21 protein-coding genes are annotated in these 26,281 nt (G+C 44.5%); all 21 read right to left on the bottom strand.

What is annotated here, in order from left to right; translation table 11 throughout:
* Positions 1-8 precede the first annotated feature (8 nt).
* The gene (locus tag HMPREF9442_RS00275) at positions 9-2,903 is read right to left on the bottom strand and encodes an NPCBM/NEW2 domain-containing protein (RefSeq protein WP_008624001.1); all 2,895 of its coding nucleotides are present in this window, start codon (positions 2,901-2,903) and stop codon (positions 9-11) included.
* Positions 2,900-9,652 carry a LamG-like jellyroll fold domain-containing protein gene (locus HMPREF9442_RS00280; RefSeq protein ID WP_253270967.1) on the bottom strand — a complete coding sequence of 2,251 codons (6,753 nt, stop codon included), beginning with the start codon at positions 9,650-9,652 and terminating at the stop codon, positions 2,900-2,902. Before HMPREF9442_RS00280 ends, HMPREF9442_RS00275 begins: the two co-directional genes overlap by 4 nt.
* Positions 9,653-9,897: 245 nt before the next feature.
* Complete coding sequence (locus tag HMPREF9442_RS00285) at positions 9,898-10,101, bottom strand: hypothetical protein (RefSeq protein WP_008624003.1); 204 nt, start codon at positions 10,099-10,101, stop codon at positions 9,898-9,900.
* A gap of 352 nt (positions 10,102-10,453) precedes the next feature.
* Positions 10,454-11,143 (bottom strand): phosphatase PAP2 family protein, encoded by a 690-nt coding sequence (locus HMPREF9442_RS00290; protein ID WP_008624004.1) that lies wholly within the window; start codon positions 11,141-11,143, stop codon positions 10,454-10,456.
* Position 11,144: 1 nt separating this feature from the next.
* On the bottom strand, positions 11,145-11,897 hold the full coding sequence (locus tag HMPREF9442_RS00295) for a tetratricopeptide repeat protein (RefSeq protein WP_008624005.1): 753 nt from the start codon (positions 11,895-11,897) through the stop codon (positions 11,145-11,147).
* Between the two features lie 3 nt (positions 11,898-11,900).
* Entirely contained in the window at positions 11,901-13,727 is a 1,827-nt protein-coding gene (locus HMPREF9442_RS00300; RefSeq protein ID WP_008624006.1) for a BatD family protein, read from the bottom strand.
* Positions 13,728-13,752: 25 nt separating this feature from the next.
* Positions 13,753-14,487 (bottom strand): tetratricopeptide repeat protein, encoded by a 735-nt coding sequence (locus HMPREF9442_RS00305; protein WP_008624007.1) that lies wholly within the window; start codon positions 14,485-14,487, stop codon positions 13,753-13,755.
* Between the two features lie 11 nt (positions 14,488-14,498).
* Positions 14,499-15,521, bottom strand: a complete 1,023-nt coding sequence (locus HMPREF9442_RS00310; RefSeq protein WP_008624008.1) for a VWA domain-containing protein — start codon at positions 15,519-15,521, stop codon at positions 14,499-14,501.
* 12 nt (positions 15,522-15,533) lie between these two features.
* Positions 15,534-16,532 (bottom strand): vWA domain-containing protein, encoded by a 999-nt coding sequence (locus HMPREF9442_RS00315; protein WP_008624009.1) that lies wholly within the window; start codon positions 16,530-16,532, stop codon positions 15,534-15,536.
* A gap of 15 nt (positions 16,533-16,547) precedes the next feature.
* Positions 16,548-17,651, bottom strand: coding sequence for a BatD family protein (locus HMPREF9442_RS00320; RefSeq protein ID WP_008624010.1), 1,104 nt, complete (start codon positions 17,649-17,651; stop codon positions 16,548-16,550).
* A gap of 2 nt (positions 17,652-17,653) precedes the next feature.
* Complete coding sequence (locus tag HMPREF9442_RS00325) at positions 17,654-18,523, bottom strand: DUF58 domain-containing protein (protein WP_008621651.1); 870 nt, start codon at positions 18,521-18,523, stop codon at positions 17,654-17,656.
* Between the two features lie 12 nt (positions 18,524-18,535).
* Complete coding sequence (locus HMPREF9442_RS00330) at positions 18,536-19,531, bottom strand: AAA family ATPase (RefSeq protein WP_008624013.1); 996 nt, start codon at positions 19,529-19,531, stop codon at positions 18,536-18,538.
* Positions 19,532-19,663: 132 nt separating this feature from the next.
* Complete coding sequence (locus HMPREF9442_RS00335) at positions 19,664-21,151, bottom strand: HU family DNA-binding protein (protein WP_008624015.1); 1,488 nt, start codon at positions 21,149-21,151, stop codon at positions 19,664-19,666.
* 12 nt (positions 21,152-21,163) lie between these two features.
* Positions 21,164-21,436 (bottom strand): HU family DNA-binding protein, encoded by a 273-nt coding sequence (locus HMPREF9442_RS00340; RefSeq protein ID WP_008624018.1) that lies wholly within the window; start codon positions 21,434-21,436, stop codon positions 21,164-21,166.
* A 14-nt stretch (positions 21,437-21,450) separates the two neighbouring features.
* On the bottom strand, positions 21,451-22,752 hold the full coding sequence (gene rimO, locus HMPREF9442_RS00345) for a 30S ribosomal protein S12 methylthiotransferase RimO (protein ID WP_050795476.1): 1,302 nt from the start codon (positions 22,750-22,752) through the stop codon (positions 21,451-21,453).
* Between the two features lie 39 nt (positions 22,753-22,791).
* A complete protein-coding gene (gene ftsY, locus HMPREF9442_RS00350) occupies positions 22,792-23,748 on the bottom strand; it encodes a signal recognition particle-docking protein FtsY (protein WP_008624022.1) in 957 nt (318 codons plus the stop codon).
* Between the two features lie 218 nt (positions 23,749-23,966).
* Positions 23,967-24,125, bottom strand: a complete 159-nt coding sequence (locus HMPREF9442_RS15470; protein WP_008624026.1) for a DUF4295 domain-containing protein — start codon at positions 24,123-24,125, stop codon at positions 23,967-23,969.
* A gap of 13 nt (positions 24,126-24,138) precedes the next feature.
* Entirely contained in the window at positions 24,139-24,327 is a 189-nt protein-coding gene (gene rpmG, locus HMPREF9442_RS00360; RefSeq protein WP_008621659.1) for a 50S ribosomal protein L33, read from the bottom strand.
* Between the two features lie 19 nt (positions 24,328-24,346).
* Positions 24,347-24,607, bottom strand: coding sequence for a 50S ribosomal protein L28 (gene rpmB, locus HMPREF9442_RS00365; RefSeq protein WP_008624028.1), 261 nt, complete (start codon positions 24,605-24,607; stop codon positions 24,347-24,349).
* A gap of 97 nt (positions 24,608-24,704) precedes the next feature.
* Complete coding sequence (locus tag HMPREF9442_RS00370) at positions 24,705-25,211, bottom strand: CinA family protein (RefSeq protein WP_008624029.1); 507 nt, start codon at positions 25,209-25,211, stop codon at positions 24,705-24,707.
* 9 nt (positions 25,212-25,220) lie between these two features.
* Positions 25,221-26,252, bottom strand: a complete 1,032-nt coding sequence (gene tsaD, locus HMPREF9442_RS00375) for a tRNA (adenosine(37)-N6)-threonylcarbamoyltransferase complex transferase subunit TsaD (RefSeq protein WP_008624030.1) — start codon at positions 26,250-26,252, stop codon at positions 25,221-25,223.
* Positions 26,253-26,281 lie beyond the last annotated feature (29 nt).

The raw sequence follows: 26,281 nt of genomic DNA on the forward strand, positions 1-26,281 counted from the left end.
ATCCATCCTTAAAAATCCAACGTCCTTACTGCCGTGGCATCTCCGTAGTTGATTACCATTTGGTAGGTGCCTGGCTTCAAACCGCTCAAATCCAATACCATTGGCGATACGTAACGAACGGCTTTCATCAATTTGGTTCCTTTTTTATTATAGATGGCAATCTTGGCCGGTGTCTGGTCGGGAAGTGTCAGCCGTATGCCACGTTTGTCCGGAGTAAAGGTGAAACGCATTCCCTCCAATGCTTTGGCATGATTGATAGGCAATGCCGAAAGATCCTCCGGTTGGAAGTCTACACTGACCTTCAAAGTGTTTCCTTTCACGTTAACAGGCCTTATATATACATCCTGACAAGTGCCCGGCTCTACCTTGGAAAGGTCCAACGTAAGATTCAACGGACGAATCGAAGATTCGAAATCGAGCGAAACGTTGTCCATCGTAAAGGTTACCTCTACCGGATCCATGCCCAGGGCATTGTTGATACCCATGATGTAACCTTTCAGCCCTTTCACTTCCGGAGTCTCCAAATTGTTCCATACCGAACCGGACGGATTTTCCGCACGCACCTGAGTGTCGTAACTGCGGATGTAGTAAGCTCCTCTGCCAGACATTTTGTTATTCAAATAATACCCCCTGGCATTCAAGTCGCTGATTTTGTCTATATCCAAATCGGAAGGGAAAGTGATGAAGTTCCAAGCCTTAGGTATGAAAGTATATTTCAATACGAACTTTTTTACCTGGACAATACCGTTTTTCACTACCACCTGCCCCATCTGTCTAGCATCACCGTAGACAATCAGTTCTTCCAATACCTGACCGCCCTCCAACTCTACCCGAGCATCCTTCTGCACCACAAAGCCTTTGGAAAAGCGGAATGTACAAGTAGTAGTTGTTGTAGGTTGCCATTCCCTGTCGCCGGGTTGAAACGCCTCGACTACAATCTCGGCATGTTCGGGAATCGTATGCAGGTTCAAAATGTTTCCGCTTTCTATCGTAGCAAACTCCTGTCCCTTCAAAATGCGGTACACCGGTGCCAATCCCGAAGAGGCCGTAGCCTTCATCGGCAACTTGAACGGCTTGTTGTGGGTCAACGGAAATTCTTTTTGCCAGTTCAGTGTCTGTTCCCTTCGTTGTACAACTGTGCGGTATAGCCTCGGCGCCCCTATTGAGCCATGGTCGTTTCCGGCCCCATCTCCACCGTATAATACATCAATATGTAAAACGGAAACGTCATCCAAGGGATAATCCCAAGTCGTCTTCTTGCTGTTATTGACAGGACCTGTTGTCGTAAGCTGCCGGTTATCCATGTTCAAGGCAAACTCCATGACATAAGGCTGCCCCGACTGTTTACCAACATCTGTGATAAAACGATTGTATATTCCCACAGGCAAGGTCATCTGCACCGAACCTACCGCATGAATACCAAACCCTTTCTTATATTTTTGCGTGGTGATTTGGAGCATAGAACCATTGACAGCCTTGTCTATTTGTGCTGTTCCCTGCGTACTATAAGACAAATCCGAAAGATAATCAAACATATTCAATCCGTCGTAATAAGAACTATGTATCGTCTCACCCCCTTCGTAACCGTAGGTAATGCGGAACACACGATTCATCTCTAAGTCAGGAACGGCAACAGCCAGAACCTTACCGGTTGTTCCGGATACAAACGGTGTGTCATTCCATATCGCCAGCAAATCAAGTTGCTGCAATTCATTTAATAAATATACATCATCATATATGTTCAGAGTCAACTGCGAAAGCTTGTTCGCCTGAGGATTAACATATAAATATACCGTACCCGAATTATTTTCCAATGCCGGTAACATAGAAGAGATAAAGATATTCTCCCTCGTGCGTACTGCATAAGACAGCAAGCTTGTAGCACAAGCATATTGCTCGTTACCGTATTGTGTAGCTTCAACAACCACATCAGTAGATTGTCCGTCCTTAAAGGTCAATACGTTACCTTTCAGTTCGGCAGCCTCACGGCCTTTGATAATACGGTAATATATCTTGCCTCCCGACGTGGCTGTGGCTTTTAGTTCCACTTGCATGGGATACGTGACAGTTCCTCCTGTATTTGTAAACGCCACCTGTTGCTCCAACTTGTCCGACGGGCGGCGTTCCATATACAGCCTGGCCAAATTGTAGTTGCCGATAGCATTTGAATTATTTGTAAAGTCTAACCTGATTTTTGTCAATGGCAAACGTGGAATAAAAGCGGGATAGTCAGCCGTAGAAATAGACTTTATTGCATTTGAATTAACAGTGAAGTCCAACTTTTTTCCGTCATTACAATAGAACATGAATTTAAGATTCCCGCTGCCATTCTGTGTCCCCAATACCATATCAAACTTACGGAAGTTCATCTCTTCCGGGAGATCATAGATGATTTGACCACCCTTACTGGAAACTCCTTTATAGTAAGTCTTATCGCTTGTCTGCAAATTCAGGTCCGTACCGAAGCAACGGTCCACACCAGGCAATGTTCCGGCTACGGCTGTGGTAGCCTCCGTCCATTGATAGTCTCCCAACCACATGAAGGCTTCCGTATTGCCCTGGTTCACGCACTCGGTAAGCAACCGGGTGTCGTCGTCCAACACCACTTCCATGCGATAGGCATAGTCTCCAGTTTGCATCTCCACATCCACCGTCAGGAAAGAACCTTCTATCAATTCATAATCCAAAGCTGTCGTAGCAAAACCGTCGGACATCCGATAAGTATAAGAAGTGACCGATTTGATTTGCTTACCGGCCAAATCCACCTTAGCTTTTAACTGACCGGCAGCATTTCCGTTGGAATATACCCCCAAGAGCTTTATGGATTGAGCATGGAGGCTTACCGATGCCCATACGAACACCAGTAAACATCCTATTTTGCCTATTAATTCATTCTTTATCATTTCAATATAATTTTAGTCACATAATCTTTTCCGTTCTCACTGATTTTTACAACATGTACTCCCGGTTTCAAAGATACCGAAAAGCTGTGCTGAGCCGTTTTTTCGCGTGCCACAAGTTGGCCTTGCACATTGAAGATTTGAATGTCGGCATTGCCACGCAGATTTTCTATCATGCAGGTGTTTCCTGAAACGTACACTTTATAACCAGTAGATTCCACCCTGTCTTCAATGCCAACCGAAGTGCCGTGACGTTTCACCTTCAATACGAAGCGGTCTTTCACATCTCCGGTTTGCGCGATGTCAAACTCATAGGAGTTATCCTCATCCAACTTCCATTCTGCCCCCGTATGTTTATCCCTAAGGACAACTTCATCATCTTCTGTAAAACCGGTTATCCGGCTCAAACGAAGAGACAACTTGCCGGATGTACCGATTCTCAAGCCCAGTTTGATTTCTTCTGTGTCCATCGGCAACGTATTTACAGAAGCCGCCGATTTACCGGCTACAGAGAACAACTGATTGGCTGTGGCTGACAAACTCCAGAATTTCGGAGCATCTTCATTCACCACAAAGTCTGCCGAAGCACTTTCTTCCCAAATAATGTCCGTACGATCCTGCTCTTTATCTCCTGAGTAAAGTTTCAAACGTACTGAAGTATATTCGTTTGCGGTATAGTAATCGAATGTACGACGATTAAGCGTTACCTCTTTGGCCACAGGAGTCACGGTAAGCTCAGCCTCAGGTGCCAATGTCTGGACAAAATAAGACTGGAACGGAATGATTTTCTGTTCTTCATCATAGTTCGTCATATCGAATGTAATATAGTTGTCCAACTCCTTATTATACTGATAAACGAATTTAGTCACCTTGTGTTCGTCAAAGATTACATTCTGGTGTTTCGTGATGTTGATATCTGCCAAATAGGGATTACCGATCAGATTCCATCCTTCCTGGGCCTTACCGTAAGGAGATTCATAATGCTCCAAGTGGCCGATAGTTACCGAACTGTTCGACAACAAGGTTCCGTTTCCGATATTCATCGCATTGTCTACGTCAGCAATCGTTGCCAACTGAACTTCTTCTTCCAAGTAGCCTTGAAGCAGTTCGGCTTCCACTTCTAAGTCCGCCGTAGATGCAGTAGCTACAAAAGTATGTTCGTCCTTACCGTTTTTTAGTTTCAGCTCAACTTTAGGCTCAAGATAAACCTTGAACTCCAATGGAGCAGATTCCGCACCGACAGCCTGAACAGTTATCGGATTCAAAGCCATTTTATCCAACTTAGATTGGTCTATCATAATCGTAAAGCGATTATCAGCATTACGCATGTCTACGCTGTCTTTGTCCAAAGAGGCATAAGCCGTTTCTTTTACTTCCAACATCACCACATCATCAGCATTTCCACTTAGTACCTTCACTTGCAAAGGTACCCCCTGGGCGGTTTCCTCCAACATGATGTTTCTGTGCCCGGACATCCCATTGGCCAAAGCCAGTTCCACTTTTACCGGACGTTTACCGGATTCGGGAGATACAAAGAACATCACTTCAGAAGCACGGTTCAGCAACGTTCCCTCGACAACGAACTCTGCTTTGCCGTTTTCTACAGCCTGTGCTTCCACAAAATGTTCAAACGGACTTTCCGAACCCAAAGCGCGAATGGCCATCACCAAATGATCCTGTTCCATAATGCCAACATGACGGTAGCGCAAAGTAATCCGATCGGTTGCTGTCAACTGTGGATCGTTTGCATAAACCAACGTGTAGTGTGTTTTGCTCAGAGGCAAATCGTATTGTCTTCTTCCGGCTGCCACATAGTTATAAGAGGTTCCGTCGAATGTACTCCATTCTCCCTGTACGTTCTTTCCTTCCGGATAAATCAACTGTACGGCCGAAGTTTCGGACATTTGGTTCAGATGCAGGCGGCTTTCCGGATTAAATGGCACAGTAGAACGATAGTTTTGTGTCAAAGTACCGTAGTGCTTCAGCGACATGTTCTGTACGCTTTCACACAAATCTCCGTTTTCATCTCTTACATCCATCGTCAAATAAGCCACCAATGCCGAATCATTCAGCAACACCCTTTCCTGCATATATCTTAAGACTTCTTCCTGGGTCAGTGAACGGTTCCATACAGCAACCTGATCGAATGCTCCTGTAAACCAAGTATTCCCCATTTGGTTCTGTCCTAACATTAACATGGAATGTACGCGTCCTTTATTTATATTACGTTTTATAGAATATTTCATTCCGTTCAAGTAATAGTCCATACCATCGGGACGGGCTACCAATGCCAAATGAATCCATTGCCCTACCTGTTCTTTCGTCACGTAGAGGGAAGTAGATTGGTTCCAACTCCAGGATTCTTCATTCCAATGACAGCGTACATTGCCGTTTTGCAAGTGTAGTCCTGTTGCTACAGAGGGATTTGAAGAGCGAAAAAACAAGAGTGGTTTGGTTCCGGACAATATGTCTACGTCACCAAGATATACCCACCCCATTATGGTCACGGTATTGGATTCATGCAAAGCAACATAGTTATCTGCCGAACCCACCAAAATTCCACCTTTCTCTACCCACATCGAGTTACCCAAATCTTTCGAGGTAATCCGGTTGACAAGCTCAATCGGCATTGGAATCATCTTTTCATCGTTCTTGCCTTTTAAGGTCACCAGATTTCGATCATTGAAGGCCCCCAAATACTGTCTTATTTTAAGCTCGGAGGAAGCTTCACACTTCGTAAAATAGAATCCAGTTTGAGGTTGCAACACGTCATTATCCGATACGATTTCATACTCACCATTCGGTTCTGCCAGGCCTTCCACAATAGAAGCATGAGCTTTGACTGTGTGTTGATCTTCGGAATATACGATAAGCTCTCCTCTGTTTGAAACTCCCTCAACGGTCATTTCGATAGCCGGCTTCAAAGACACGACCAACATTTTTTTGCCTTGTAGTTCCTGCATCGATAAATTCGTTGCCTGCAAAGTCTGTGTAGCTGCATTATAGGTCAAATCTCCCACCTGATTCCAATAATTCTTACGGCCGTCCTCCGAATAATACAGACGATAACGCTTGTTCGGATTAAACGGTTTACCTTCGACTGCATAGAAATCCAACGCCAAAGTATCTGCTTCGGCAACAGTAAAGTTTCGGAAAATATATCCAGTCGGTTCTACCTCGTAATACCGGGCATCCAAATTGGATTTATCTTCTAACCAATGTTCCGCTTTATAAGCATATACACCGATCTGATAATCCGATGTCGTATTTTTAACGGCTATCTTCAACAGATTGACTCCACGGTCTTCAAAGAGTTTCTCTCCATTGGTCAATACACCGTAAACAGCTCGTTGAGCACTAATGGGAAGCGACATTTTTTCGTGAGTAACCTCCGCACGCGTCATCACGCGTGGCTGATATCCAACAAATGTTTCCAAGTCTCCGGACAGATTATCCCCATTGAAAGCATAGTAAGCTACCAACCCGTCACGATTGTCAGTGTTTACGGAATACATTTCACGACGGATTTCCTCTTCATTCAATTCGTAGTTCCATATCTTCAATTCATCTACGGCAGCCTCAATAGGCGCATACTCAAAAGCATCTGCAAACAGCGACAGGTAAGTGGAATTGTTCAGCGTATGCTCTCTACGGTAACGCTCTCCCTCACCGGTCAAAATACCATTTACATACAGACGTATCGAACCGTCACGTTTCTCGGTTACCGCCACATGAGCCCACTCACCCATATTCAAATTACCCCCTTCGATAGTTTTCTGCTCGTCAGAAGCCGGTTCATAGGTCGGCTTGTTAAACTGGTTGCTTGGAGAATATCTGAATTTCAAAGTTCCGTTTTCTACAAAAAGCAACCAACCTTTTGCACCTTTATCATATTCCTTCTGACGGTTGGCCAACAAGACTCCGTTGCCCATCGGTTTTACCCAAAGGTCTACAGTAAAGTCATTGAAGAAATAATCTACATATCCTAAATCTATTCTACCCTTTCCATTTGAATACAACGCATTTCCGGCTTTCTTTTCCAGTTTTACATCCGATGTTTCCTTCACAATGTATTCAGCCGAGAAGGTAGACACATCGGGAGATTCTCTAAGCGTGAGTTTCAACCGTACTTTATCTCCAGGACGTAAGGCCCGAGTAAGATACTGATAGGGATTATCTACCTTCACTCCATTTACCGTCCATTCATAATAGTAATACAACGGAATGGTCCATTTCGTATCAATACCGATAGTACGGCGGCCGTCCACATGGGTGATTTCTTTTAAGGCAAATCCGTTTTTAAAGAAACGGTCGGAAGGATGCTCCAAATCGGCTACCCATACGCCACGACCATAATCAGCCAGTACCATCTCCTGTGTGGTATAATTCATGACTATATCACTGAATTTTCCACTATTATATCCCTTGGTCCAAAAACGCCAGGTATCTGAACCGTTTTCCAGAATATAGATTCCGGCACTAGCACGATTCACAAAATATAGATCGCCACTACCTTCGTGGAAAAATAAGTGATCGCAAGTTATATTGGGAAGCCCTTCTCCTACTTTTTCCCAACGACTTTCGTTGACATACAATCGCATAACCTGTCCTGTCTGTCCCAAATACAAGATGTCGCTGTTATCGGGATCTGCCGCTAATCTGGTATTGCTAAACTTTGCCGGCTCACCGTTATACAATATGTACTGAAAAGAATTTCCGCTGTCTATGGATTTCTTTAAGATATTGTCAGTCGTACGTACAAAAATAGTAGTGTATCCTTTATCGCGTGCAAATGTTACATCCGCAACATCAGCCCCGACATTATCGAAAAGATTGGTCAGGCTTCGGCCGATATCATCAATACGGTAAAATGTGTTTCCGGCTCCCGTCCCCGTACGCCTCATATACCAAGAACCGGTATGTACATCAGCGTAATTAGTGGTTGTACTCCATGAACTCAAAGGCATGTTTTCAATACCTCCACCACCACCTCCAGAAAAATAGCATGTGCTAGTATAAGGATTGGCACTGGATTCGGAACCTTCATAACCACGCCAGTTTCCCCATCGACCGTAGCGGTATGTCTGCACGTCGATATCCTGTGTATTACCCACCATCAACTGGTCACCGAATTCATTGACACGTATATTGTAATACAACATCTGTCCCATATTTCCTCCTATATTAGTCCATTGGTTATTGTTCACATCCAAATCTTTCATCAACATACCACCATCCGAGCCTCTGAATACCCGGCCACTCTTGTGAGAAAGAATGAAATGATTGTCCGCATTGTGACGCGAATTAGTTACCGCATAATATTTGCCGTCATCTTGCAATGACGTCAAACGGATTGACCATGCAAACTGATTGAAATTTTTTCCTCCATCAGAACTAATAGCAGAACTCATCGTACATCCGTATACCCAATTCGGTTCACGAAGGTTTACACCGAAACCTCCCAACCAGTTCCAAGGAGCCTCATTACCAAAAACAGTACCCCCACCGATACCAACACTGGGTTCCTGAAGCGTTATCCAAGTTTTTCCCTTGTCTTCGGTATAATAGAGTGCCGTAGCATTTCCGTTACGGATTGCTGCTGCAAACCACATCTGATTCGGATTTATGGTACTGATTACCATGTTGCCCGGCGAAGTGGCTCTTAAAGGAAATATGGTCTTGTTGTCTGGGTCGGAAGGATCATTACGCAGTTCCGTCCGGTTTTCATTATACACATCAAAACTCATCTTCTTGATGTTATATTTTCTCTTTCCATTTTCCATTGTACTTTTCGCCCCATCGTCAAAATAGAAAATAGACCGAGACCCCGGAATGTAAATCATATCCCGATTGGAGGGATCAAACTCCACAGATTGAAACCATACACCCTTTCCTACCCCATTGGGATGAACATCCTTTAATTCATCCGGAACAATTACTTCTGTCCAAGTTTTACAAGTATCTTCACTGATCCACAATTTGCTAGCCCAATGCTCAACACCACCTTGCTGCTGTGCGCCAATGAATTTCAGGTTTCCGGCCTTGTCACGGAATGCATAGCCACGTTTATACCCTTTATGGGTAGCACCTTCTATGCGATGCCAAGTCTCTCCTCCGTCCGTTGTTTCATACACCGTACTGTTATCGGAAAAAGCAAACAAGTGATTCCAATCATCAGGATCGACAGGAATAGCAGAGTGACGGACCGTACTGCGATGAGCCCTTACTGGAATATTATCTGTGATACACGACCAACTAAGTCCACCGTCATCGGTCTTAAATATACCGGCTCCGTCTGGGATGACATATAGTTTGTCATGGTCTTCGGGATGTACCACACCCCAATGCATACGTCCGGATGACGGTTTATGCTCCACTGTACGGAAATAAGCCGCATTACGAATGCCCTTTTTCCGGTCTTCCGGTGTATACACGATTTTGGGCCAAGTATGATTCAGTACATCAGTTGGAACAGTACGGGCTATACTGGCCTGCATCGCCTCGTTATAGGTTGTATCCACGAATTGGTAGAGCGTATCTCCTCCTGGCATGATACCGTAAGTAGGTAGCCATTGCTTGGCATACCATCCGTAACCGAATTTGTTTTTGGCAGCCTTACGGTCCTTTAAGGCCGTCTTCATGATAGTTACGATCTCTTGAGGACTCCATCCATCATGTGCCAACTTTATATACACCTCATCATCCAACAAGTCTTCCATCTTCACATACTCAAACACAGAATCCGGAAGCATAGCAGCCTCTTTTACCATTTTATTGCGTCGTTTCAGGTCCCTATCGGAATCCGAAACATACACACTTTTTGCATAGCTATGCAAAACAAAACAGCAAAATAAAAGTTGAGTGGTTAAAAAAAGTTTCTTTATCATCTAACTTCTGTTTTAAATTTAATACTGTATCCCAAAAACAACCTAATCTTAAAAAGTATATTGGAATTTATTTGTGCTTTTCCGCTATCCTTTCTAATCAACTGAAAACATCATCGCCACGCGTCCCAAAAATCATCCAGATTATGTCCCGAGTTATATCCCGGATTTGGAGGTTCCGGATTCATATCACTTCCGGCAATCATCATCTCTGTTTCGAATGACATGACCCGGACTTCAGGACTCACATAATTTTTACGCCCATAGTTAAGTGTTGTTCTCATCTCGGTTTCCGCTAATAGCATCATTTGATTCATTTTCGTTTAATTTTTAATTGATAGAATTAGTGCAAGCCAAGTCTATTCGGACTCTTCCGATAAATTGGGACACAAAGGTAATGGCAGTTCTGTGGTTTTACAAGAGGAATTTAGTTAAAGAAAAAAGATAAACAATAAAAATAGAGGCTTATATAAACGGAGTATTTACGGTCAAAAAGCCCTCTAAAACCAAACAGTCATAACCAAGAATAAATACAAAGGCTCCGATATTCACACTTTGCAATATAAAAGTCATCCAAACAACAATATTGTAACTACTACAAATCAGCCTATATTGTTAAAAATCATATATTCCATGAAAATGAGAAAAGGACATCAGACCATTCTAGCATCATAAAACCACCGCCCGTATGGCCAATACCAGATAAGTGAGGTAAAGCACACTTTGGAAAATATCCAAATCTTCCACGGCATAACCCGTGGAAGTATATTGAGTAGAAATGAAATTCCTATCCGGTGACATCTTACGTAAAATATAAGCACATACCGTATAAGTAGAAAAACCTACCAATACCCCCCAAAGCATTCCAAACAGAATATCTCCCGGATAATGTACCCCCAGATAAATACGGGAATAAGAACAGAGCGCAGCCCATAAAACCAAAGAAAAGGTCATCCAAACATTACGAACCAACAAAGCCAAAAAGATACATACGGCAAAAGTATTGGCGGCATGACTGGATATAAAGCCGTAGCGTCCACCCCGGTAGCCATCCACCACATCAACTAGATACATCAGCATGGGATCCTGAGCGGGGCGGAAACGGGCAAAATAGGGCTTACAGAAAGAAGAAGAAAACTGATCGGCCAACAAGATGGACAAGGCTAGAAACAACACAATAAGCCCTACCTCACGCATGGAATTGTTCTTGACCAACACATAAAACAGTATGACAGCCACTGGTATCCAAGCTACTGTACTGGTAATTCCGCCCATCAGATGGTCGAAGAACAATGAATCACTCCCGTTCAGCAACAACAGCAACCGTTGGTCCAAGCCAAGCCAATCTTCCAACGCCATATCAAATCACCTCCATTGCTTCTGCCGGCATCCAACCTACCTTACCGTCTGCCAACCGTATTTCTTTCCATTCTTTCATTGAATCGTCTATGATTTCCACACGCGTACCTTCATGCAGTACAAAGAGATCTGTACCCGATTCGTTCGGGGTACTCTTCACGACTACCGAACTACTCATCACCACGGCCCCGCTACGAACATTCAGTTCCTGATGTTGCGTCCAGGCAAACACATTGGCCATCACGACGACCGCCAACATGACCAAAGCACCAAAGAAACCCAATTTCTTCCACACGACCTTATTGCCTAAGAAAAACACCAGAATCAGCACGCAGGCTAGCACAAAAGCCACAATCCCCGTACGCGCCCATCCGTCCATACTCATCATGTCAATGACGTTCTTATACCATGTCACAAAGAACATCTCGCTTTCGGGCGTGATTTTATCTATCGTTTTTGAACGGGCCAACTCCAGATTGAAACGGACATCCGAATTTCCGGGATCCAACAAAGCAGCACGCTCATAATTCAAAATGGCAAGGGCCAGACGGTCTGTCTTATAATAGCAGTTTCCTAAATTATAATATATGTCCGCATGCTCCCCTTTCTTCAGCAAAGCTGTGTATATAGGTATGGCTTCTTTGTACTTTTCCGCAGCGTACGCACTGTCAGCCTGCACCTTGTCTTGGGCGTGAAGCGAAAACATGCACATCACACCTACGCATATCAAAATCAACTTTCTCATCAGCTTCATCCTTTACTTACGTTTAATAGAACTTTCCATCTTGTTAATGGCCTCCGTAGCCGCTGCATATATCTTATCCATCGTTTGCGACGGGTCACCCGGTGCATAACGGGCAAATTCACAGTCGTTCATCGTCTCAACCAATTGCTGCACGATGGAGGTGTCCGCTCCCTTGGCCTGCAACTTTTCGCTGACATTCTCTTTGTTCAGCTCCGCAGCCGGGAGGTTCAGTTTGTCTCCCACATAACCCCACAATGCCTTTAAGACTTCATCATAAAACTCGGCCGGCTTGTTGGCTTTCAGCAATGCCGCCGCCTGTTTCAGACGCTTGGCTGCCGCCTTGTTCGCTTTCTTGTTGCGCATTTTGGCCACATTGGCATTCTCCATGGCTTGTTTGCGGAAGACCACCACAAGAACAATGAATGCCAACAAAGGAATGGCATAACTCCACCAATAGGCTGCCGTCGCAAAACAAGACTCGCCCTTTTGTTGCAAACGCACCTCCCCCCGATGGATGTACCGGATATCTGAAGCCAACAACTCCACATCCTCCTTGTTCGTATAGTTCCCTCCGCTGCTTCCACCTTTGCCTTTCGCCACGCTTAGGTCAAAACTTTCCGTTTTCACGGTCTTGTAAGCCTTCGCATCCGTATCAAAATAACAGAATTCCACAGGTGGGACCGTATACTTCCCCGGATGGCGGGGCACAGCCAAATAATCAAATATTTTATTACCGGAAACCCCTCCACGCCCTACTTTGGTCTGGTCTGTAATCTTGGCATCATACGTCTCGAAATCTTTCGGGAATTTCACCACAGGAGTTTTCATCAGCTTCATGTTGCCACTCCCGGAAACCGTGACCCTTAACGTCAAAGCATCATTCGTCTTCAATTCACTTGGAGTAAGGGAGGCACTGATATTGAATTTTCCCACCGCACCGGAGAAATTAGCAGGCCGTGGTGAAGGCAAAGGATCTACCTGTAAGGTCAAAGAAGGAGCCACAATGGTTTTCTTCACCTCGACCATGGTACTTCCCCCATTGAAAAACGCATCAATCGGGTCAATATTACGGTTTTGCTGCACCACTATCCCCTCAAACTTGATGGAAGGAATCGTCATTTTTCCGCTACGTTGGGGAAAAAGCACATATTGCCGCCACACCACCGTACCGTACCTTCGCCCGTTGTGCTCTTCCATTTTCAGGCTCTTCTGTTGAGGTAACTCTATTTCTTGTGTATGAAAGCCCTCCAAATCCGGCATGCCACCGGCCAACTGCGACAAGTTGACCAAGGAGTAGACTTTATAAGTCAACACTACCGCCTCTTGTTCATACAAGCGCTGCTTATCGGCTGTAACCGTAATGAAGAGGTCTTTTCCGGTAATCTTAGCCCTGGCATCTTGCATCTGCATCCTTCCATGCTGTCCACTCCCTTGTTGGCGAGACTGTGCTCCCCCGCCACTGCCGGGAACAACCTCTATGCTCACGGTATTAGAACGGTATTGCTTTCCGTTTACAGTGGCCGTAGCGGCCGGGATAGTATAAGTACCGGCCTTCAATGCACTTAATATATAAGTATAAGTCACCGAACTGCTTTGCGAAGTCTTTCCATTAATCATTTGGAAACTGGACTGTGAGGAACGGCTCGGTCCCATGTCCACACTAAACCCTTTCAGAGTAGGCAAATGGAAATTGCTGACATCCTGTGTGTTCACGGTGAAACTCAACCTAAACTGCTCACCTTCCTCCACCACATCTGGTGCTGCGGCCTTTATCTGTACGGCCGCCCGTATCCCAACCGTCAGACAACATAACCAAAGTAATGCGATATATTTCTTCATTCCTATTTCTTTTATTGTTTAGTCATTACCATTGTTTTTCCAATTTTCTCTGTCGCGGTTTGGCCATTGCCTTCCTGATGCGCTCCTGTGTATCTTTCTCATCTTGCATGGCTGCATTCAACAGTTGCTCGGCATTCTCCTTCGACATGTTCTCTTCATTCTGCTGTGCCTGCTTTTGCTGCTGCTTCTGTTGGTCTTCTTTTTTGTCTTTATTCTCCTGTTTGTCCTTTTTACTACTATTTTTGTCTTCTTCTTTGTTCTTGTCCTTTCCGTTCTTATTCTCTTTATTGTCGTTTTGCTGGTCCTGCTGCGGATTGTTTTTCAACTGATGTTGGCATAACACCAAATTGTAACGGCTTTCGTTGTCCGCAGGATTCCGTCGCAAGGCGTTCTTATAGCACTCGATGGCAGGTCCGAACTGCTTCTGGCTTTGCAGAATCACTCCCATGTTATGATATATGGAAGCCAACCGTCCCTTGTTCGTCTCTACTTTCACGGCCTGTTCGTATGCCTGCATGGCTTCCTTAGGCTTTTGCTGTCTCAACAGCGCATTTCCCAAATTGAAATATGCCTGAGGGAAACGACTGTTGGCTTCAATGGCTTTACGGTAGTCCACCTCGGCTTTTGTGTACATACTGTCGCGATACAACCGGTTTCCGCTCCTCAAATAGTCGCGGTCCGTTTTCTTCTGCGCCCATAAAAGAGACACCGTCAGACACAAGCACAAAGCCAATCCATATTTATATATCCCACGTAACATGTCTTTCTTCCTTATTTACGAAACAATTTTATATTCTTAAACAACGGATTCTTGCGTTCCACAATCAACACATCCAGAACGAGTACAAGCAAAACCAACAAAGCTACGGCTTGGAACTGCTCATCGTATTCCGAATAGACCGCACTTTCCATCTCCTTCTTAGCCAACTTATCCACATAGCCCGATAATTGTTCCTGCGCGGATGAACTGTTATCCACATAAATATAGGCTCCTTGGCCGGCAGCCGCAATTTCCCGGCACATCGCCTCGTTCAACTTGGAAACCACCACATTCCCCGTATTGTCCGTGATGTACTGCGAACTTCCGGGCATGGGTATGGGTGCGCCTTGCGGAGAACCTACCCCCAAAACATAGACTTTTATACCCTTCTCTGCCGCAGCCTTGGCCATCTCCACAACCCCTCCTTCATTGTCCTCTCCATCGGTAATCACAAAAATAGCCTTGCTCACGTCCTGATTGGGCGTGAAACTTTTCATGGCCAAATCAATAGCCTGCTTGATATCCGTTCCTTGCGTGGTAATCATGGATGGATTTATCGTTTCCAGAAACATCTTGGCCGACACGTAATCACTTGTTATAGGCAACTGGGTATAGGCCTCTCCGGCATACACGATCAATCCAATCTTATCATCCGTCATTTTATCCACAATATTGCTTACCAACATTTTGGATTTTTCCAAACGGCTCGGCGTCACGTCTTCGGCCATCATCGAATTGGATATGTCCATGGCTATAATGGCCTCTATTCCCTGACGCTTACGGGTATCCATTTTCGTCCCGAACTGCGGACGGGCCAAAGTGAAAATCAACAACGCCAAAGCCGCAAGCATCAGCCACGTCTTCACCTCACGCCGGACTGTCGAAACATCCGGCATCAAGCCATTCAGGAGTTCGATATCGCCATAACGAAGCAGACGCTTCTTGCGGTAATAGTTTGTGGCATAATGCAGACCTGCCAATAAGGGTATCAGCAGAAGCAAGTACAAATATAATGGTTCTTCAAAACGAAACATAATCAGAATGAATTAAGGTATTTTCTTCAATATGGTCATACGTAACAGGATTTCAAGTAAAAGCGCAGCAGCTGCCAACCAGGCAAATAAGGCGTATGCTTCATAACGCTTGCTGTATTGTTTGACATTCAGCTTCGTTTTCTCTAACTTATCAATATCCTTATACACGTCCTCCAACTTCTTATTATCCGTAGCCCGATAAAACTCACCATCTGTCTTCCCGGCTATGGCTGCCAAAGTCTTGGTATCGATTTCTACCGGCACATTCAGATATTGTACACCGCCTGCTACCGGCATGGGATAAGGTGCTAAACCATTGGTACCCACACCAATCGTGTACACCCGTATTCCGAAACTCTTGGCAATCTCAGCCGCAGTCAACGGCGAAATATCTCCGGCATTATTCGTTCCGTCCGTCAACAAGATAATCACCTTGCTTTTGGCCTTACTGTCTTTCAAGCGGGAAACGGCATTGGCGATTCCCATTCCTACGGCTGTTCCGTCTTGAATCATGCCTCGCTGAGCCATATCAGTCTTGATGCCATGAAAGAGGTTCAGCAATACGGCGTGATCCGTGGTCATCGGACATTGGGTAAACGCCTCGGCCGCAAAAATAGTCAGACCGATATTGTCATTCGGCCTGCCCGCTATAAATTCGGAAGCCACCTGTTTGGCTGCCTCCAAACGGTTCGGCTTCAGGTCTTCGGCCAACATACTGGTCGAAACGTCGACTGCCAACATGATGTCTATACCCTCAACCTGAGTGTTTTTCCAACTGTTACTAGTCTGGGGACGAGCCAGTATGATAACAACCATCACAAACGTAAACAAACGCAGTATGAAAGGCGCATGAATCAGATGGTTCTTATAACTCTTAGGCGCATAACGGTATGCCGTCGTATCCGACACCAACAACGTAGGTTCTTTCTTCTTGTTCTTCAGCACATACCATAATATATAAGGAATTAGCAGAAGCAAGAGAAAAAAATATTCAATATTCGCAAACGTCATAATCACTTATAATTTTTAAACGACCAAGTCATACACCATCCAAAGAATCCAAGCCAACAAAGCTAATGCGGCCACCGTAAGCAATATCAATGCCAAACGCATACTTACCAATGTCCGGCGGGTACGTTTCTGTTCAATCGTTACTTTATCCGTCTCCGCTACGTCATTTTCATCTGCTTCTACCTTTGTCTGGTTGATAAATTCAATGGCATTCACCAGATTTGCATCGTTCTCATTAATCAATGTATTATATTTGGCAAATTTGACCAAATCGGCAGTCTGGAACAGCATGCGCAATTCGTCCAAACTTTCAGAAGTTTGCTCTTTCAGCAATCGGTCGATAATCTCGGTCGAGGTCATCTCCATGGCATTGAAACCATAACGCTTCTCAATATAAGTACGCAGAATAGCGGTCAGCCGGGTATAATATTCCTTAGAATCTTCTTTCGCCCAAACTTTCTCTGCCTTGATTTGGTCAATTTCCTCCATGGCCTTCGTATGCGGCAAAACCTTGGGAGCCAACTTGATTATCTTGATGATAGGCTTATTATCTCGATAACGTATATAAAAATAAGCCAAGCCGAGAACCCATACAAGCAAAAGTACGGACAAAGCGAATATCAAAGACCAATCCGTCCATGAAAAAGGTACGGCCATAATTTCTTTAGGGCCATAAAACCGGTCGACATGAACCGTATCGACAGGTATAGACAACACTCTCAATGCCAAGCTCTTCGATTGGTATTTTTTTCCATCTACTTTCACCACGAAGGGGGGCAAATAATACAAAGCCGAATCAAAAGAAGTCACGATATAGCTTTGGGAAACCAAACGACGGGCTCCTTCGTTTAATTGCTGTGTGTCTGCCTTGGCAACTTCTACCACCTCCACTCCTGGAGTCAGCATATCTCCGGCTTTCAACTGGGGCATTATCAGCTTGGACTTAGTATCCGTACTGACATCCAAAGTTATACGAGTCTGCTCCCCCACCCAAAGCTCCAATGAATCAATCCTGACATCCACCGTCACCTGGGCCTCTACAAGGCTTGACATCAGGAAAAACGGCAAAAGCAACCACTGCCGAAGGGGTATTCTCTTTTTATTATGGTAACTTTTCATCTTTAATTTCGTTTGGCAAATAAAGTCATCAACGAAGACACATAATCTTGATCCGTACGAATAGAAACCGAATCCACATTGCTCTTCGTAAACGTATCCTGCAACAAATTCTGCCTGTTCTTCCACCAATCATGATGGGCTTTCCGCACCTTGCGACTAGACGTATCGATATATTGTTCATGTCCGGTTTCCGCATCGCAAACCTTCATCAATCCGACATCCGGTAAGTCTGCCATCCGGCGGTCGAAAACCTGAATGGCCACCACATCATGCTTCCGGTTAGCAACGGTTAAAGCCGTACGATAGTCTTTTCTATCTATGAAATCGCTCAACAAGAATGCCGTACAACGCCGCTTAATGGCCTGAGTAAGATACTCTATCGCCTGACCGATATCCGTAGACTTGCTTTGAGGAGTAAAATCCAACAGTTCTCGTATGATGCGCAAAATGTGCTTGCGTCCCTTCTTCGGAGGAATGAACTTTTCTATCCTGTCCGAAAAAAAAATCACTCCGATTTTATCGTTGTTTTGTATGGCGGAAAAAGCCAACGTCGCAGCTATCTCCGCCACCATCTCTCGCTTGGTCTGAGAAACAGTTCCGAAACTCAAACTGCCCGAAACATCAATCACAAGCATGACCGTCAGCTCACGTTCCTCCTCGAACACTTTGACGAAAGGCCGGTTAAAACGTGCTGTCACATTCCAATCTATGTCGCGAATATCGTCTCCGTACTGGTATTCTCTCACTTCAGAGAAAGCCATACCACGCCCTTTGAAGGCCGAATGATATTCACCGGCAAAAATATTGTTGGACAGTCCTCTCGTTTTAATTTCGATTTGACGGACTCGCTTTAAAATCTCACTTGTATCCATTCACAACGATGATTAGGGTACTTCTACCTTATTCAATATCTGACTGATGATTTCTTCGCTGCTGACATTATTGGCTTCCGCCTCGTATGAAAGCCCGATACGGTGGCGCAAAACATCATGGGCAATAGCGCGTACATCTTCTGGTATCACATATCCCCGACGTTTAATAAAAGCATAGGCACGGGCAGCCAAAGCCAAATTAATAGAAGCACGCGGGGAACCGCCGAATTCCATATAATTTTTCAAGTCTTTCAAACCGTATTGCTCAGGATAACGCGTAGCAAAAACAATGTCGGCAATATATTGCTCTATCTTCTCGTCCAAATACACTTCCCTGACTACATTACGTGCTTCGATGATTTCATCAGTGGACAAAATAGGGCGCACGACGGCCCTTTCCCCTTTGATTTGCTGACGGATAATTTTCTTTTCCTCTTCCAATTTTGGATAATCAATTATCACCTTCAACATAAAACGGTCCACTTGGGCTTCCGGTAAAGGATAAGTTCCTTCCTGCTCTATCGGATTCTGCGTGGCCAATACCAAAAAAGGCTCCGGTAATTTATATGTTTCTTTACTGATGGTAACCTGACGCTCTTGCATCGCTTCCAACAGGGCACTCTGCACCTTGGCCGGAGCACGGTTAATTTCATCTGCCAACACGAAATTGGCAAAAATAGGACCACGTTGGGCAATGAACGTCTCGTCTTTTTGGCTATACATCATCGTGCCTATTACATCGGCAGGAAGCAAGTCCGGAGTAAACTGGACTCGACTGAATTTTCCATCTATCAACGATGCCAATGTCTTTATGGCCAACGTCTTCGCTAAACCGGGCACACCTTCCAACAATACATGCCCGTCACTCAACAATCCTATTAAAAGTGATTCCACCAAATGCTTCTGCCCTACAATCACCTGATCCATACCGGTTATTAAATTCGTTACAAAAGCACTTTGTTTCTCTATTCGCTCATTCAACTCGCGAATATCTATCGCTTCAGCCATATCTGTTTTATTTGTTTTAAATTATACTCTCGTTTTTCGTGACCCAAAATTAAGCTTTTTAGTACGCACTGACAATATTATATTATTAAAAAAAGTTTCCCAAATATCTATTTAAGAAACTTTTCATGGCAGTTAACGGCGTTTTAATCTTAACTTAGGTATTTTCAGCAACATGCCCTCAGGCACGAGGTCTGGATTAGCGATTTTATTATATGCCACCAGATAAACTGTAAAATCTTTCGAGCCGTAATACCTCAATGCCAAACCTCGCAAAGTCTCTCCGCCCCTCATACGGTGTTCTTCTTGTGTACCTATAATTTCATACGCCCCGTTTTTCACCTGAGGGTACTCTACGGATATTTTTCGCGTATCTTTCGGTTGTACTTCCACCTTATTTGTTTTTTCCGGCATACCTTCCGGCACTTGTACTTGCCGTATAGAATCGGTATCCCCCCCCAAAGAATCTTGCTCTTTCGAAATCTGAACCGTATCTTGTTTAAAAGGAACAGGATGCACTACAACCGGCTGCTTCACGACTTTTGTTTGATTTCCAGAAAAAAGATGATGATAACCGATATAATAACTGATAGCCATCAATAATAATACCAGTAGGACTACAAAAAACATCATCCAAGGCGTCAAATAGACTCGTCTACGACCATGATGTTCGGGTGCCATTTGAACAATATGCTGATTCTCCACAGTTTGATGTTCGACTTTCTGCACCTCTATTTGTTGAGTTGCCACATGCACCTTTTCCACATGGTGAACATCAGCATTGGTATTATTCTTATTGTGCGCCCCTTCTTCCTTTCCTTCCGGTAACACTCCCTCCTGAACGGCTGAAATCGATTCTGCCTTTATTTCGTCTTCCGTGTTTTGCCGCAGCAAAGAAGAAACTCTTTCATCCTCCGTCTCATCATCAACCGACGTATCTGATTTCTCATCTACATTTTCGGAGACAATCTCAGTCTTATTCCCAACCTCTTCCACTACATCGGAATATTCCTCTATAGAATTCACGGTAGTTTCAGTATCAGTATTTTCATTTTCACCATCTTGGATCTCTACCGCTCCGGTTTCGTCTATAGCCGCTGTTTCTATTGAGACTTCATCTATACCATGACGCCCTTTCGCCTGCATATCCTTCTCTCCAACCGAAAGGACATCTTCTGATTCGGACAACGCCACTTCATCTGCTTCATCCGGCCCTCCATTCGCATCATATACATTTTCCGCTTCATTATCTTCAGATAAGTCCGGAATATCCATCCGCTCCATATCGGCAATATCCGTACCTTCATACAAAACCACGGTTTCAAACTGTGCAAAAGGCTTATTAACAGCGTCTCGCAGAACGGGATCCGGTGTAAAATTAACCTTCGTATATTCTTTGATTACGATTCTCTCGCCGGTGTTCACATCCACACTCTCCCGGCTATCCACTGTCACTAATTTAAAGGTTCCAAGCCCCTTTACTTTAACAATCTTATCCGTTTGCAGATATTCTCCTATAATTTCAAAAACCGAACGCACAAAAACATCGGCATCCTTTTTAGGCAGCCCTCTCCGCAACACTAACCCGTCAGCTAAATCTTGTATCAAAACCTTTTTATCCATTACGACCGACGTTTATTGCATCCTCTCTTTAAAAGAAGTGCTAGGTTTGAAATTAATGACTAATTTGGGGGGCACCAACATGCGTTGCTGGGTAGCGGGATTCACGACCACCCGTTCTTGTTTTTTCCTCACCTCAAACGAGCCTATATTCTGAATGGCTATGACGTTTTCATCCTCCAATTCTTCCGTCATTTCAGCAACCAAGGCAACCATCAATGAAGACGTGTCCTTCACCGTATAACCTAAACGACGGGATAATTCCGCTATAAACTCCTTATTATTCATACATATACAGCTCCTTAAAACATTCGAGTACCATACAAATCAAAGTCATCAGCGTCTGTAATCTTCACCTCATAAAACGCTCCGAAAGACAAAGTCCCTTCGCATGCAGGAATCAGGACTTCCGGATCCACCTCAGGCGAATCAAACTCCGTACGTCCTATATAATATTCTCCTTCGCTACGGTCTATAATCACCTTGAAAACCTTTCCTATTTTCCGAGTTGCCAAATCCGCCGAAACCTCCTGCTGCAAAGCCATCAATTTATCCAACCGGGCCTGCTTGACCTCAAAAGGAATCTCATCTTCATAATGCTCTGCCGAATAAGTCCCTTCTTCCTCCGAATAAGAAAAAGCTCCCATACGGTCGAATTTAACCTTGCGGACGAAATCCAACAACTCATTGAAATCTTCTTCCGTTTCCCCAGGATGCCCTACCATCAAGGTCGTACGCAAATGAATCCCCGGTACTTCCTCCCTGAAACGTTCTATCAAATCATAGGTTTCCTTACGGGTCACATGTCGATGCATCCTCTGTAACATATTGTCACTAATATGCTGTAAAGCGATGTCCATGTATTTGCAAACATTCTTTTTCTCACGCATCACCCGGAATAAATCTACTGGAAAATTCGCGGGATAAGCATAATGGAGCCTAATCCACTCCACACCTGGAATATCAGCCATCCGTTCTATAAGTTCCGGCAACACCTGACGATGATAAAGGTCCAAACCATAGTAGGTCAACTCCTGGGCAATGACCTGAAATTCCTTCACGCCACGTGACACCAACATCCGTACTTCCTCCAAAATATCCTCTATCGGACGCGACACGTGCTTCCCCGTGATAATAGGTATGGCACAATAGGAGCACCTACGGTCGCATCCTTCTGAAATTTTCAGATAAGCATAATGGGAAGGAGTAGTCAACTCACGTTCCAAACTCAACTCCTGATGATATGCCTTTCCCAAATCGGCCAACAATTCATTCCAATCGAACTTACCATAAAACTTATCGACCTGTGGAATTTCTTCACCTAATTCTTTCAGATACCGCTCCGAGAGGCACCCCATGACAAATAGTTTCTTCAAACGCCCCTCTTCCTTAGCCTGGCAAAATTCCAATATCATATTGATGCTTTCCTCCTTGGCATCTCCGATAAATCCACAAGTATTAATCACAGCGATTTCCCCCTGGGGACGGTCTGCATCATGCGTTACTTTATACCCGTTGGCTTCCAACTGACGCATCAATTTTTCCGAATCGACCAGATTCTTTGAACACCCCAACGTTATGACATCAATCGTATTCTTTCGCAAAACAATATTCTTTTTTAATGAACCAATCAAAATCCTTCCTTACTCATTCCCAAAAAGAGACTTTACAAACTCTTTCCGGTTAAAAGGCTGTAAATCCTCGACACCTTCTCCCAAACCGATATAACGTACCGGAATCTTAAACTGGTCGGAAATACCGATAACGACTCCACCCTTTGCTGTTCCGTCGAGCTTTGTGATAGCCATGCTGGTCACTTCCGTAGCTAACGTGAATTGCTTGGCTTGTTCAAAGGCGTTCTGCCCCGTACTCCCGTCAAGCACCAACATGACATCGTGAGGGGCATCCGGCACCACTTTCTGCATGACACGTTTTATTTTGGATAATTCGTCCATCAACCCCTTTTTGTTATGCAAACGTCCGGCCGTATCAATCAAGACGACATCCGCACCATTCGCCGTCGCAGAACTCAACGTATCGAAGGCCACAGATGCCGGGTCACTTCCCATTTGCTGTTTCACAATAGGAACACCGACTCGCTCAGACCATATTTCTAGCTGCTCCACTGCAGCCGCACGGAATGTATCCGACGCTCCGAGATACACTTTTTTTCCGGCTTTCTTAAACTGGTAGGCCAACTTGCCTATGGTAGTGGTCTTACCGACCCCGTTCACACCCACAACCATAATCACATACGGTTTTTTCCCTTCGGGTAAAACGAAACCCTCGGTATCTGCCGTATTGTTTTCAGTGAGCAGAGACGCTATCTCATCCCTTAATATATCATTCAGCTCATTTACCGTTACATATTTATCCCGGGCCACACGTTTTTCAATCCGGTCGATAATGTTTAACGTTGTATCTACTCCTACATCCGACGTTACCAAAACCTCCTCCAGACGATCCAGTACATCATCGTCCACTTTCGACTTTCCGGCTACCGCCCGGGTCAGTTTCCCGAAAAAACTCTCTTTCGTCTTTTCCAGTCCTTTATCAAGTGTCTCTTTTTTTTCTTTTGAAAAAAAGCTGAAAATTCCCATACGCCTTTTATTTAATGTACATTACAAGCACAAAGATAGTGAAAGGTGAGCGCAGAAACAAACGAAAAACAAAGTTTTTCAAACTTGGCTATGCCGAACCGCGCCCTATATTTCATAAAGACAAAGACGGCACAAGTTTTCTAACGCCTGCCATGCCTACAAAAATCCCCTCCACGATTTGTGGAAGGGACTATATTGAATCGTATTAAAATACGAGGTTAGTTCTTGAAGAAATCCTTCACGGCTTCATTCAGAACCATTTGCTCGTCAAAAACATAAGCACCGGTCTTAGGGCTCTTCACCATTTTGATTACCTTCGTATAAGAACGGCCATCTGTCTTTCCAGTACGGAGGGTGGCCACTACTTTTTTTGCCATAGTATCCTAAATATTATTTTATTTCTTTATGAACTGTCATTCTCCGCAAAATGGGATTGTATTTTTTCAATTCCAATCTTTCGGGAGTATTCTTACGATTCTTCGTCGTCACATAACGGGATGTTCCGGGAAGACCACTCTCTTTCATCTCAGTGCATTCCAAAATGACCTGCACTCTGTTACCTTTAGCCTTCTTTGCCATAAGTCCTACTCTCCTTTAATTAAGCAATTACTTTAATGGTTTTCCAATCACAATAGCCTTTCTCAACCGCATTGGCCAACGCTGCGTCGAGTCCAACTTTATTAATATATCGCAGACCAGCAGCACTAATTTTCAGGCTAATCCAACAATCCTGTTCTACATAGTAGAATTTCTTCGTAAACAAGTTCACATCAAACCGTCTCTTTGTACGACGCTTAGAATGAGAAACATTGTTGCCAACCATGGCTTTCTTCCCGGTAATTTGACAAATCTTAGACATTTCTATCTTCCTTTTTGTTTATTTCTATTAGCTTCTTTCAAACAGAGTGCAAAATTAGTGCTTAAAAACCGAATATACAAGTATTTTCGCAAAAAAATCACTCTTCTTCCTGCGGATGACGCTTTTTAAGCAAGTCGAGCAGAAGTTGGAGGGCCACCAGTGTCGCTTTGGCCAAATTCATGTCCCGGCCGTCATCACCTTCAAGTTTTTCCACCGCCACTTCGTTTTTATCGCCTACGGCAATCCAAATCGTACCGACCGGAGCTTCTTCACCTCCACCGGGACCGGCATAACCAGTAATGGCTATTGCGTACGTGGTTTCCATAGCTTTCAATGCCCCCTCGAACATGGCACGCACCACTTCCTCGCTTACAGCTCCTTTTTCTTCCAACAACTCTTGCGGAACACCAAGGAAACGAGTTTTTATCTCATTGGTGTAACAAACGATGCCTCCTTTGAAATAAGTAGAACTTCCCGGCACGCTGGTTATGGCTGCCGAGATCTGCCCCGAAGTACAACTTTCTGCCGTGCACACCGTCTCCCCTGCTTTCCATAACAGCGGGCTGATTTCACGACTTATGATTTTAGATTCTACATTCATCATATATCTTGATTATTTTAATGTTACTCTTGAATAAGCAGGCATATCTATCGTACAAAAATCCTTATCCTGGTACTTGAAATGCCCGGTAATGGCTATCATGGCTGCATTGTCGGTCGTATAACTGAATTTCGGAATAAAGATTCTCCAACCGTACCTGTCCGCATGTTCCCGGAACGCATTACGCAACCCATTATTGGCCGAAACCCCGCCTGCCACGGCTACCTGCCTGATTCCTGTGTCTTTTGCCGCCTGGCGTAGCTTCTTCATCAGGATATCCACTATCGTATGTTCTAAGGAGGCGGCCAAATCTTCTTTGTGATGCTCGACAAAATCCGGATCTTCCTTCATCCAATCCCGTAAAGAATAAAGAAATGAGGTCTTCAAGCCGCTAAAACTATAATCATATCCTCCGATGTGAGGTTTGGCAAAAGAATACGCCTGCGGATTCCCCTGGCGCGCCAACCTGTCTATTATCGGTCCTCCGGGATAGCCCAACCCCATCACTTTGGAACACTTGTCAATGGCTTCGCCTGCCGCGTCGTCTATCGTCTGCCCCAACACTTCCATGTCATTATAGGCTTTCACCAGAATGATTTGGGAATTGCCGCCGCTTACCAGCAAGCACAAGAACGGAAATTCCGGTTGGTCCCGGTCGCCCTCATCTTCTTTAATAAAATGCGCCAATACATGTCCTTGCAAATGATTGACCTCTATCATGGGAATATCGAGCGCACGTGCAAACCCTTTGGCAAAAGACACCCCCACCAACAAAGAACCCATCAGCCCGGGACCTCGTGTGAAAGCCACAGCCGAAAGTTCCTCCTTGGCCACCCCGGCACGTTTCAACGCTTGGTCCACTACCGGGACCACATTTTGCTGATGGGCACGGGAAGCCAGTTCCGGCACAACTCCACCATACGCCTCGTGCACAGCCTGGCTTGCCGTCACGTTACTTAACAACACCCCATTACGAACCACCGCAGCCGAAGTATCATCGCAACTCGACTCTATACCTAATATAATGATATCTTTCTTTTCCATTTCCTTACGTCCTAATAAATTATGGCGTC

The sequence above is a fragment of the Paraprevotella xylaniphila YIT 11841 genome (genome assembly GCF_000205165.1).
GTDB classification, from domain to species: Bacteria; Bacteroidota; Bacteroidia; order Bacteroidales; family Bacteroidaceae; genus Paraprevotella; species Paraprevotella xylaniphila.

Bases quoted from the DNA above. Each gene is read 5' to 3' on its own strand.
- HMPREF9442_RS00315 (WP_008624009.1), bottom strand. From the start codon at position 16,532: ATGACGTTTGCGAATATTGAATATTTTTTTCTCTTGCTTCTGCTAATT.
- HMPREF9442_RS00330 (WP_008624013.1), bottom strand. From the start codon at position 19,531: ATGGCTGAAGCGATAGATATTCGCGAGTTGAATGAGCGAATAGAGAAA.
- HMPREF9442_RS00370 (WP_008624029.1), bottom strand. From the start codon at position 25,211: ATGATGAATGTAGAATCTAAAATCATAAGTCGTGAAATCAGCCCGCTG.
- HMPREF9442_RS00290 (WP_008624004.1), bottom strand. From the start codon at position 11,143: ATGGCGTTGGAAGATTGGCTTGGCTTGGACCAACGGTTGCTGTTGTTG.
- HMPREF9442_RS00320 (WP_008624010.1), bottom strand. From the start codon at position 17,651: ATGAAAAGTTACCATAATAAAAAGAGAATACCCCTTCGGCAGTGGTTG.
- tsaD (WP_008624030.1), bottom strand. From the start codon at position 26,252: ATGGAAAAGAAAGATATCATTATATTAGGTATAGAGTCGAGTTGCGAT.
- HMPREF9442_RS00285 (WP_008624003.1), bottom strand. From the start codon at position 10,101: ATGAATCAAATGATGCTATTAGCGGAAACCGAGATGAGAACAACACTT.
- HMPREF9442_RS00340 (WP_008624018.1), bottom strand. From the start codon at position 21,436: ATGAATAATAAGGAGTTTATAGCGGAATTATCCCGTCGTTTAGGTTAT.
- HMPREF9442_RS00300 (WP_008624006.1), bottom strand. From the start codon at position 13,727: ATGAAGAAATATATCGCATTACTTTGGTTATGTTGTCTGACGGTTGGG.
- HMPREF9442_RS00335 (WP_008624015.1), bottom strand. From the start codon at position 21,151: ATGGATAAAAAGGTTTTGATACAAGATTTAGCTGACGGGTTAGTGTTG.
- ftsY (WP_008624022.1), bottom strand. From the start codon at position 23,748: ATGGGAATTTTCAGCTTTTTTTCAAAAGAAAAAAAAGAGACACTTGAT.
- HMPREF9442_RS00280 (WP_253270967.1), bottom strand. From the start codon at position 9,652: ATGCTTCCGGATTCTGTGTTTGAGTATGTGAAGATGGAAGACTTGTTG.
- HMPREF9442_RS00295 (WP_008624005.1), bottom strand. From the start codon at position 11,897: ATGAAGCTGATGAGAAAGTTGATTTTGATATGCGTAGGTGTGATGTGC.
- HMPREF9442_RS00310 (WP_008624008.1), bottom strand. From the start codon at position 15,521: ATGTTTCGTTTTGAAGAACCATTATATTTGTACTTGCTTCTGCTGATA.
- HMPREF9442_RS15470 (WP_008624026.1), bottom strand. From the start codon at position 24,125: ATGGCAAAAAAAGTAGTGGCCACCCTCCGTACTGGAAAGACAGATGGC.
- HMPREF9442_RS00305 (WP_008624007.1), bottom strand. From the start codon at position 14,487: ATGTTACGTGGGATATATAAATATGGATTGGCTTTGTGCTTGTGTCTG.
- rpmB (WP_008624028.1), bottom strand. From the start codon at position 24,607: ATGTCTAAGATTTGTCAAATTACCGGGAAGAAAGCCATGGTTGGCAAC.
- HMPREF9442_RS00275 (WP_008624001.1), bottom strand. From the start codon at position 2,903: ATGATAAAGAATGAATTAATAGGCAAAATAGGATGTTTACTGGTGTTC.
- rpmG (WP_008621659.1), bottom strand. From the start codon at position 24,327: ATGGCAAAGAAGGCTAAAGGTAACAGAGTGCAGGTCATTTTGGAATGC.
- HMPREF9442_RS00325 (WP_008621651.1), bottom strand. From the start codon at position 18,523: ATGGATACAAGTGAGATTTTAAAGCGAGTCCGTCAAATCGAAATTAAA.